Raw genomic sequence first — 10,037 nt, 5'->3', positions numbered from 1 at the left:
AAAAGTGAGTTTAGCGATGTAAGAATCGCTTTGCCTCATTTTAACTCAAAACTAATTACCTAATTATCCGAGAGAATCCATAATCAAAACAAAATAACCAAAAAATAAAAGGTCGCCTAAATAGTTTTTAGACGACCTCTTCCGTTTTTTATAATTTCAAGTTATTATCTTGGGTGTTTATCTAACTTTTAGACATTAAATAAGAAGTGCATCACATCGCCATCCTTAACGACGTAGTTTTTTCCTTCAACACGCATTTTTCCAGCTTCTTTCACTTTGGCTTCACTACCAAAGGACGAGAAATCTTCATAAGCAATCACTTCGGCCCTGATAAAACCTTTCTCAAAATCGGTATGGATCACTCCAGCGGCTTGCGGCGCCGTAGCACCAACAGGAATAGTCCAAGCACGGACTTCCTTAACACCAGCGGTGAAATAAGTTTGTAGTTTTAATAATTTGTAAGCCGATCGAATAAGTTTTGACGATCCTGGTTCTTCAAGGCCTAAATCCTGTAAGAACATTTGGCGTTCTTCATAACTACCCAATTCATTGATATCGGCCTCAATACCAACTGCCAAAATTAATATTTCGGCATTTTCGTCTTTTACCGCTTCCCGTACTTGATCTACATAAGCATTGCCATTGACTGCTGAGCCTTCATCAACATTACACACATACATCACCGGTTTATCGGTAATGAACTGTGACGGCACCACAAATTCGTCGTAATCATCATGATCAAATTCCAAAGCCCTCACGGAAATCCCAGCTTCTAATGCGGTCTTAATTTTCATAAGAACGACTTCTTCTTTTTGAGCGTCCTTATTTCCCGTTTTAGCTGCACGTTTCACCTTTTCAAGCTTTTTATCAACAGTCTCCAAATCTTTTAATTGAAGTTCCATATCAATAGTTTCTTTATCTCTTATAGGATTCACGCTACCATCAACATGGACAATATTATCATTGTCAAAACAGCGCAACACATGTAGAATGGCATCCGTTTCTCTAATATTTGCCAAAAACTGATTGCCTAAACCCTCGCCTTTACTTGCTCCTTTTACCAAACCTGCAATATCCACAATTTCAACCGTGGCTGGCTGTACACGCACAGGTTTTACCAAGGCTTCCAAACGTTCCAATCGTGGATCTGGGACATTGACAATACCAACATTAGGCTCAATAGTACAAAACGGAAAGTTGGCACTTTGCGCTTTAGCGTTAGATAAACAGTTAAAAAGGGTTGATTTCCCTACGTTTGGCAATCCTACAATTCCGGCTTTCATTGAAAAACTTGTTTTTTATTATTCCTTAAACCCCAAACAGGGTTGATGAGAAACTTCTTTAAATTAAATGGCTTTTTTTGCGCTTGCAAATTTAGTTAATTATCTGAATTATCCATATAAAAAATCCCAAGCTAAACTTGGGATTTTCAAAGGTTTATTTGATTACTCTTCAGGATGCATAAAACGTTGCTTTTCTAAAAGCTGTTGTTCGGTTTCCATATGCTCATCATCGGGCACACAACAATCTACAGGACATACTGCTGCACATTGAGGTTCTTCATGGAAGCCTAAACATTCGGTACATTTATCAGGAACAATATAGTAAATTTCATCACTAATAGGTTCTTGAGCCTCATCTGCATCAACCTCTTTACCGTTTGGAAGTACAACATTACCTCTTAAACTCGTACCATCTTTATATCTCCAATCGTCTGAACCTTCGTATATGGCGTTGTTAGGGCATTCTGGCTCACAAGCACCACAGTTAATACATTCATCAGTTATTATAATTGCCATAGCATCTTAATCATTAAAAGTTAATTGTTAGAAGAATATGATGTAGATTTTATTGGTTTTAATATGATTTTTCATGTCGTTTTAAACCATTTAGAAAAAGTTAAGACTTAAACAAATCTCCTTCATTTCATTTTTCTAACTTTGCTTTGCAAAAATAACGCCAAAACTATTCATAACCAAATACAGAATGGATTTACAACAAAGAATTAATGCTTTCGCAAAATTGGGTGAATTTATCCAACAATTCTCAACAGAAAACTTTAATAAAAACGAAAAAATTAGTACAAATGAACTATTTTATGATGGGTTTAAACACCAGATAAAACTGGCACACGAACACAATGGCTGGTTTACTAAAGAGAATATTGTGTTTGCACTAAATGGATGGTCTAATTCATTGAATATAAATACACTTAATGATTGGATTGGAAAGTACAACTTTAATAATATACCTTCTAAAAAAGTGGCTATTATAATGGCTGGAAATATTCCGTTAGTTGGTTTTCATGACTTTTTATCTGTACTTATCTCTGGACATGAAGTGGTGGTAAAACAATCTTCAAACGACAAACATCTTTTGCCATATTTAGCAAAATATATTGAACATGTAGAGCCGGAATTCAAAGGTAAAATCACATTTACAGAAGAAAAACTTCAGGATTTTGATGCTGTAATTGCCACCGGAAGTGATAATACTGCGCGTTATTTTGAATATTATTTTAAAGGAAAACCATCCATAATCAGAAAAAATAGAAATTCGGTGGCGGTATTGACTGGAAGAGAAACTGACGACGAACTGAAATTACTTTCCGAAGACGTGTTTAGATATTATGGTTTGGGTTGTCGCAATGTTTCAAAATTATTTGTTCCAAAAAACTACGAATTCAATGCCTTTTTTAATGGCATGTTTGATTGGAACCCTATCATTCATCAGCATAAATATGCTAATAATTACGATTATAATAAAGCCGTATATATTATGAGCGAATTTGATTTGTTGGAAAATGGCTTTTTGATGATAAAAGAGGATCAAAGTTACAGTTCTCCAATTGCTACACTGTTTTATGAATATTATGACGACATCGATGAACTGAAACTGAAACTTCAAGATAATAAAAACAATATTCAATGCGTCGTATCTAACGGAATCGTTGAAAACTCTGTAGCTTTTGGCCAAACACAACATCCGCAGTTATGGGATTATGCTGATGATATTGATACGATTGCATTTTTAATAAATATATAGCCAATAAATTATCATTTTATTACCATCATTTTATTCTGAATTTAGCACCTTTGTATCTTTGTTAAAATTCAAACACAATGAAAATACATAATTTTAGTGCCGGACCATCAATTTTACCTCAAGAGGTCCTAAAAAAAACAGCTGAAGCTGCCATTGAGTATAACAATATTGGGTTATCACTCTTAGAAATATCGCATAGAAGCAAACATTTTGTAGATATTATGGAAAATGCCAGAGCTTTGGCATTGGAATTATTAGGGCTTGAAGGCAAAGGTTACAAAGCGCTATTTCTACAGGGCGGCGCAAGTATGCAATTTATTATGGTTGCCCAAAACTTACTCGAAAAACGTGCGGGTTATTTAAATACAGGGACATGGAGTTCCAACGCCATTAAGGAAGCGAGAATATATGATGATATTTATGAAGTAGCGTCCTCAAAAGAAGCGGGATTCAACTATATTCCTAAAGGCTATGTTATACCTGAAGATTATGATTATTTTCACTGCACTTCCAACAACACAATTTATGGAACGCAAATAAAGGAGTTTCCAAACTCACCGATTCCGATGGTTTGTGATATGAGTAGTGATATTTTTTCGCGTGAATTGGATTTCTCTAAATTTGGACTTATCTATGCCGGTGCACAAAAAAACATGGGTCCCGCAGGAACTACGCTAGTCGTGGTCAAAGAAGATATTTTAGGAAAAGTATCGCGTAAAATTCCTTCAATTATGGATTATAAAATTCAAATTGACAAAAGTAGCATGTTCAACACCCCTCCTGTTTATGCAATTTATACGTCGATGTTAACCTTGGAGTGGCTAAAAAACTTGGGAGGTATCAAAGCCATTGAAAAAATGAACGAAATGAAAGCCCGAGTGATTTATTCTGAAATCGATCTCAATCCGTTATTTAAAGGCTATGCAGTAAATGAAGACCGCTCATTTATGAATGCGACGTTCAACTTGGTCAATGATGATTTGAAAGAAACTTTTGATACTATGCTTAAGGAGGCTGGCATAAGCGGATTAAATGGTCATAGAAGTGTTGGAGGCTACAGAGCATCCATGTACAACGCCTTGCCTTTAGACAGTGTAAAAGCATTGGTTGAAGTGATGAGCGAATTAGAATCAAAAGCATAAAAAATTAAATATTTTTCGCGCTTGCGAAAATAATAAAATCATATAAAAATGAAAGTATTAGCAAATGATGGCATTTCACAAAGTGGAATAAATGCATTAAATGATGCCGGAATTGAAGTCATCACTACTACAGTTGCTCAAGAACAACTAAGTAATTACATCAATGCGCATCATATTGATGTGTTATTAGTGAGAAGCGCTACAAAAGTAAGAAAAGACCTAATAGATTCCTGCCCTGGTCTAAAAGTTATAGGTCGTGGCGGTGTTGGTATGGATAATATTGATGTAGAATATGCACAGAGCAAAGGCTTAAAAGTTATTAATACACCTGCAGCTTCTTCACAATCGGTTGCAGAATTGGTATTTGCGCATTTATTTGGAGGTGTGAGATTTTTACATGACGCCAACAGAAATATGCCTTTAGATGGCGATTCGAAATTTAATGCCCTTAAAAAAAATTATGCCAATGGTAATGAATTAAGAGGAAAAACCTTAGGAATTGTAGGTTTTGGGCGTATTGGCCGCGAAGTAGCCAAAATTGCACTTGGCGTAGGCATGAAAGTTATTGCAAGCGACATGTTCATTGATAAAGCGACCATTAAAGTTGATTTTTTTGACGGGCAGTCTGTAGATTTTGAAATCAACACCATTCCTATGGACGAGCTTTTAAATCAATCCGATTTTATCACGCTACACGTTCCTGCACAAGAAGATTACGTAATTGGCAAAAAACAATTTGAACAAATGAAAGATGGCGTGGGTATTGTCAATGCTGCACGTGGTGGCGTAATTAGTGAAGTAGCCCTAATACACGCACTTGAAAGTGGAAAAGTTGCTTTTGCGGGATTAGACACTTTTGAAAGTGAGCCAACACCTTCGGTACATGTTTTAATGAATGGAAGAATTTCATTAACACCACATATTGGAGCAGCTACAAATGAGGCACAAGATAGAATTGGAACCGAATTGGCTTCGCAAATTGTGAGCATTTTAAAGAACTAGAAAGTTATTAACATGTTTAAATAATAATGCCCATAGCGCTTTGTTCTATGGGCATTTTTTGTATTTTAACCTACTAAACTTATAAACTAATAAATTATGTCAGGAATATTGGATATTTTAAATAGTGACCTCGGAAAATCACTTGTGAGTGGTGTTGCCACTCAAACCAATCAGCCTCAAGGTAAAACACAAGAAGTGTTGAGCATGGCTCTGCCTGTTTTAATGACTGCAATGAAACGCAATGCCTCAACTCCGGATGGTGCACAAGGCTTGCTTAGTGCCCTTACCAGTAAACATGATGGTAGTATTTTGGACAATCTAGGTGGTCTGTTTGGAAGTGGTGGCGTTGATAGTAATGTGATTTCCGATGGCAGTAAAATTTTGGGCCACGTACTTGGCAATAAACAAGGCAATGTAGAAAATGCCATCAGTGCCAAATCGGGAGTTGATGCAGGTTCCGTGGCGCAAATCTTAAAAGTTGCCGCTCCTATTTTAATGGGAATGCTGGGCAACCAAGCGAAACAAAAAAATGTTAACACCCCAAGTGGACTAGACGGCTTATTGGGTGGACTTTTAGGAGGAAGCAGCACTAAGAACGAACAAAGCTTTTTAGAATCTATCCTCGATGCCAATAAAGATGGTAGTGTCATTGACGATGTTGCAGGCATGCTTTTGGGCGGAGACAAAAAGAAAGGTGGTCTTGGAGGTCTTATTGGAGGCCTATTTGGAGGAAAAAATTAAAATATCTTCATCGTATAATATAAAAAGTCATGCACGAAAATTGCGTGACTTTTTAGTTAAAAATAGAAGCAACAGAAAACTACTAACTATAATTTTTGTAACTTTATAAGATAAGGCAAAACCTAAATTATGAAAACAATTGCCACACTTCTATTTTTATCGCTGTTTATTGTTTGCTGCAAAAACTCTAAAACCATTGTGCATAAAACATCAGCTGATTCCGAAACAGCGCAAGATACCGTACGGATTGCAAACGATTCGTTAGAATACGAAATACTAATTATTGAACCTGGTTTTAACACTTGGCTTGCTACTACCGCTAAACCTGAAGGGTACTATTCACAACAATTTTTGGAAAATAGAAATATTCAATATGTAACAGAATGGAATCAAAGAGTATTGCAGCCACAACGTTATAATAGCAATCTCTATGAACTTCAAATTGATTACCAGCCCAATATCGATTATGGCTATGAAGTAAATTACAAACTTTATAATTACTTCATTTACTTTCAGTTAACATACAATCAAAGATTAGGTCCATTTGTACCTCGCATTTAAAAGAAATTTGAAGTATCTTCGCAACGCAAAATTGTGCTATGGATAATTTCAAAAAAAACTGGGAGATACAACATAATTGGCAATTGATTTTCCCTGTGCTAGGATTGTTAATTTTAGGGTATTGCGCCTACATACTCGCTGATATTTTGGTGGGTAAGATTAATTTATTTCTGGTAATAATTGCATCAATTGTTATCTATTCTTTACTGCTAAAATTCATTCTTTTTTCTTTTAAAAAACTAGAACGCAAATGGATTTTGCAATACCGATGGGAAATGATCCGTGTATTTATCGTTTTTTCGATAACCGGCTCTTCATCAGTTTTTATTGGCAAACCAATTATGGCGTTTATAGGAATAACGAAGGATAACTTAAATCCTGCTGTTTACTGGATTTTGTACATTTTTGTGGGTCTTCTCTTTTATCAGTTTATGTTGGTATTTTTTGGATGGCTTTTTGGCCAGTTCAAATTCTTTTGGGAATTTGAAAAGAAAATATTAAACCGAATTGGCTTTAAAAAATTATTGGATAAATGATTTTTTTAAGACAGCATATCATATTCAAATTATTAACGCTCTTTGTAGTGTTAACATTGATATTGCCGTCTGCAGTAAAATTCATGCACGTCTTTGAAAACCATAAGCACGAAGTATGTTATGGTGAAGTCAATACCCATATTCACACGCTCGATGTGGATTGTGAATTTTACAATTTTAATATAAACACCCCCTATACGCTTACTGAAAACATCTTTATTTTAAATGTCTATCAAGAAATAAAAGATGTCATTCGCACCGATTATAGTTTTCTTAGTGACTATCAAAGACATCATTTCCTACGTCGAGGTCCGCCTGCAATTAATTTGATATAAATGCTTCTGAAATAAATTCAGAAAACACCTTTATTAAATTAATTCAAATTTTATCTATGAAATATATATTCAGTGTAATACATATAATGGCCATTTCATTTATGTATTCCCAAAACTCACTCAGCGGAAGTATCATTGACAAAAACACCAAAGAACCATTATCCTTTGCCACTATTTATTTACCAAAACTTGAGAAAGGTGCGGTTGCCGACATGGATGGTCACTATACACTTTCCAATATTCCAAATGGCAATTACAACTTGGTGGTCTCAATTGTTGGCTATGAAACCTTTTCTCAGCAAATTAGTTTTCCTTTTACCGATAATCTCAACATTCAATTAGCGCCATCGGCGATAGAAATTGAAGAAATTATTATTTCGACACCTTTCCACAAACTCCAAAGTGAAAACGTAATGAAGGTAGAGCGCAAAACCATTGCCAATTTAAAAGCTAAAGGTGCGGCAACATTATCCGAAGGCCTTGCTACAATAGCAGGTGTAGAAATTATCAGTACTGGCGCAAGTATTGGAAAACCTGTAATCAGAGGTTTAAGTTCCAATCGCGTTTTAGTCTATACCCAAGGGGTACGCTTAGAGAATCAACAATTTGGTGATGAACATGGGCTGGGATTAAGTGATGCAGGTATTGAAAGTGTAGAAGTCATTAAAGGTCCCGCTTCCTTACTTTATGGCAGCGATGCGTTAGGTGGCGTTCTATATTTAAATCCTGAGCAATTTGCAAGAACCATGAGCGATAAAGCTGATGCTAGCTACAACTATTTTAACAACACCAATGGCTTTAATACCAATGTAGGCTATAAAGCATCAGGCGAACATTTTAAATTTTTGTTCAGGGGAAATCTTGCAGAGCACTCCGATTATAAAACAGCAGATTATAGAGTCACCAATAGCCGCTCAAGAGAGCAAGACTTTAAGACGGGTTTAGGCTATCAAAACTCTGGTTTCAAAACCGAGATACGTTATAATGTCAACCATTCCAAACTTGGAATTCCTGATGAAATTGGAGAACAAACTACACAAAAAACACCAACTCTACCCTTTCAAGAGGTTACAAACCATGTGTTAAGTTCTAAATCGACCGTGTTTTTCGACAATTCAAGTTTAGATATCAACTTAGGATTACTTTATAATGACCGAAAGGAATTTGAAGATCACCATCATGATCATGGTGATGACCACGAAGATGAGCATCATGACGACGACCATCTGGATGCAGCGCTACATATGAAGTTGAAAACCTTAAATTATGATGTCAAATACAACTTACCGACCTTAGGAAAATTTGAATCTATCGTTGGAATTCAAGGCATGACACAGAGCAATACCAATTATGGGATTGAACAATTAATCCCCGATGCCACAACTACTGATTATGGAATTTTGGCCACATCACACATTCATTTTGAAAATTCAGATATTCAGGTTGGTATTCGTTTTGACCACAGAAAAATTAATATCCTTTCAGATTTAAACAAAGAGTTTTCAAGCTTCAATGGTGCATTGGGATATAAAACCAATATTTTAAAACTTATTACTGCACGTATTAATCTGGCTTCGGGCTATCGCGCTCCAAATTTGGCAGAACTCACTTCCGATGGTACTCATGAAGGCACCAATCGTTATGAAATTGGAAATAAAGACCTGAAAAACGAACAAAACTTTCAAGTAGATATTGCGCTGGAATATAAAAATGAACATCTTGAAGTCTATGCTAATGGTTTTTACAATAAAGTAAATAATTATATCTTTATTTCACCGAACGGAGATATAATTCAAAATACACCAGTTTATAATTATTTGCAAGCGGATGCCAAGTTGTATGGTGGTGAATTTGGGTTGCACATTCACCCACATCCTTTAGATTGGCTACATTTTGAAAGCAGTTTTGAAACCGTCACTGGGAAACAAGATAATGACCACTATTTACCGCTTATTCCTTCAAACGCTTTATCCAATACCATTAGGGTTGAGTTTGAAACTAAGTCCATAAAAAAAGCATATGCTTTTGTGAGGCTTAATAGCAATTTCAAACAATCGAAGGTGAGCGAGTTTGAAACTACAACCAACGGTTATAATCTTTTAAGTGCTGGTTTTGGTGGAACCATTAGTTTATTTAACAACCCCTTGGATTTGCGTATATCAGGTAGTAATCTTACTAACAAAACCTACATTAACCATTTATCGCGCTTAAAATCGAACGGTATTTTTAATATGGGTCGGAACTTTAATGTCGGATTTACTTACACTTTATAGCATGTAAATTAATTTATTTTGAGACTCATTCTATCTATTTAAAATATTTCAAAAAGTAAAAAGGAGCTGAAACTTAAGCGTTTCAGCTCCTTTTTTATAGATAATTCTTGTTTATTGAAATCTCTTAAAAAGAATTTATTTACTTTCTACTCTAATGTAGCTGCTTCTTCTTGTTTTGCTTTGCGCGCTGCTTTCATTTCTTTGAAATTCTCAAGAGTTGCACCAAAAAGCCAGTATGGCACAACAAAAGTCAGTAAAAATATCATTAACCAAAAACCAATGGTTAAAATAGCCATAAACGCTAAAAATCCTAAATATTGATCAAATGTAAACATCTTGCAAAGTCTTTATAATAATTAAAGCAAATATAGGAGAAACGTTTTGTTTACACAACACCAATTT

General features: G+C 35.3%; 11 protein-coding genes. 8 read left to right on the top strand and 3 right to left on the bottom strand.

The window, feature by feature from the left end; genetic code table 11:
• Nucleotides 1-188: 188 nt before the first annotated feature.
• Both ychF and VNJ50_RS14620 read right to left on the bottom strand, forming a co-directional pair.
• The gene (gene ychF / locus VNJ50_RS14625; protein ID WP_325583037.1) at nucleotides 189-1,283 is read right to left on the bottom strand and encodes a redox-regulated ATPase YchF; all 1,095 of its coding nucleotides are present in this window, start codon (nucleotides 1,281-1,283) and stop codon (nucleotides 189-191) included.
• 162 nt (nucleotides 1,284-1,445) lie between these two features.
• Complete coding sequence (locus tag VNJ50_RS14620) at nucleotides 1,446-1,799, bottom strand: 4Fe-4S dicluster domain-containing protein (RefSeq protein ID WP_325583036.1); 354 nt, start codon at nucleotides 1,797-1,799, stop codon at nucleotides 1,446-1,448.
• 187 nt (nucleotides 1,800-1,986) lie between these two features.
• On the opposite strand from VNJ50_RS14620, the gene VNJ50_RS14615 reads away from it, so the two are divergent.
• From VNJ50_RS14615 to VNJ50_RS14580, 8 genes are all read left to right on the top strand, one after another.
• Nucleotides 1,987-3,045 carry an acyl-CoA reductase gene (locus tag VNJ50_RS14615; protein WP_325583035.1) on the top strand — a complete coding sequence of 353 codons (1,059 nt, stop codon included), beginning with the start codon at nucleotides 1,987-1,989 and terminating at the stop codon, nucleotides 3,043-3,045.
• Between the two features lie 77 nt (nucleotides 3,046-3,122).
• Entirely contained in the window at nucleotides 3,123-4,187 is a 1,065-nt protein-coding gene (serC, locus tag VNJ50_RS14610; protein ID WP_325583034.1) for a 3-phosphoserine/phosphohydroxythreonine transaminase, read from the top strand.
• Between the two features lie 48 nt (nucleotides 4,188-4,235).
• Nucleotides 4,236-5,189: a D-2-hydroxyacid dehydrogenase gene (locus tag VNJ50_RS14605; RefSeq protein ID WP_325583033.1), complete on the top strand. Its 954-nt coding sequence runs from the start codon at nucleotides 4,236-4,238 to the stop codon at nucleotides 5,187-5,189.
• Between the two features lie 96 nt (nucleotides 5,190-5,285).
• Nucleotides 5,286-5,930: a DUF937 domain-containing protein gene (locus VNJ50_RS14600; RefSeq protein ID WP_325583032.1), complete on the top strand. Its 645-nt coding sequence runs from the start codon at nucleotides 5,286-5,288 to the stop codon at nucleotides 5,928-5,930.
• Between the two features lie 129 nt (nucleotides 5,931-6,059).
• Nucleotides 6,060-6,491, top strand: coding sequence for a DUF6146 family protein (locus tag VNJ50_RS14595; RefSeq protein ID WP_325583031.1), 432 nt, complete (start codon nucleotides 6,060-6,062; stop codon nucleotides 6,489-6,491).
• A gap of 38 nt (nucleotides 6,492-6,529) precedes the next feature.
• The gene (locus tag VNJ50_RS14590; RefSeq protein WP_325583030.1) at nucleotides 6,530-7,027 is read left to right on the top strand and encodes a DUF6787 family protein; all 498 of its coding nucleotides are present in this window, start codon (nucleotides 6,530-6,532) and stop codon (nucleotides 7,025-7,027) included.
• Nucleotides 7,028-7,110: 83 nt separating this feature from the next.
• Entirely contained in the window at nucleotides 7,111-7,362 is a 252-nt protein-coding gene (locus VNJ50_RS14585; RefSeq protein ID WP_325583029.1) for a hypothetical protein, read from the top strand.
• Nucleotides 7,363-7,418: 56 nt separating this feature from the next.
• Nucleotides 7,419-9,635, top strand: coding sequence for a TonB-dependent receptor (locus tag VNJ50_RS14580; RefSeq protein WP_325583028.1), 2,217 nt, complete (start codon nucleotides 7,419-7,421; stop codon nucleotides 9,633-9,635).
• Nucleotides 9,636-9,781: 146 nt separating this feature from the next.
• Here VNJ50_RS14580 and VNJ50_RS14575 read toward each other — a convergent pair whose 3' ends face one another.
• Nucleotides 9,782-9,970 (bottom strand): hypothetical protein, encoded by a 189-nt coding sequence (locus tag VNJ50_RS14575; RefSeq protein ID WP_325583027.1) that lies wholly within the window; start codon nucleotides 9,968-9,970, stop codon nucleotides 9,782-9,784.
• Nucleotides 9,971-10,037 lie beyond the last annotated feature (67 nt).

The organism is Gelidibacter sp. (assembly GCF_035577925.1).
GTDB lineage: Bacteria > Bacteroidota > Bacteroidia > Flavobacteriales > Flavobacteriaceae > Gelidibacter.
This window is presented reverse-complemented; position numbering and strand designations above follow the sequence as displayed.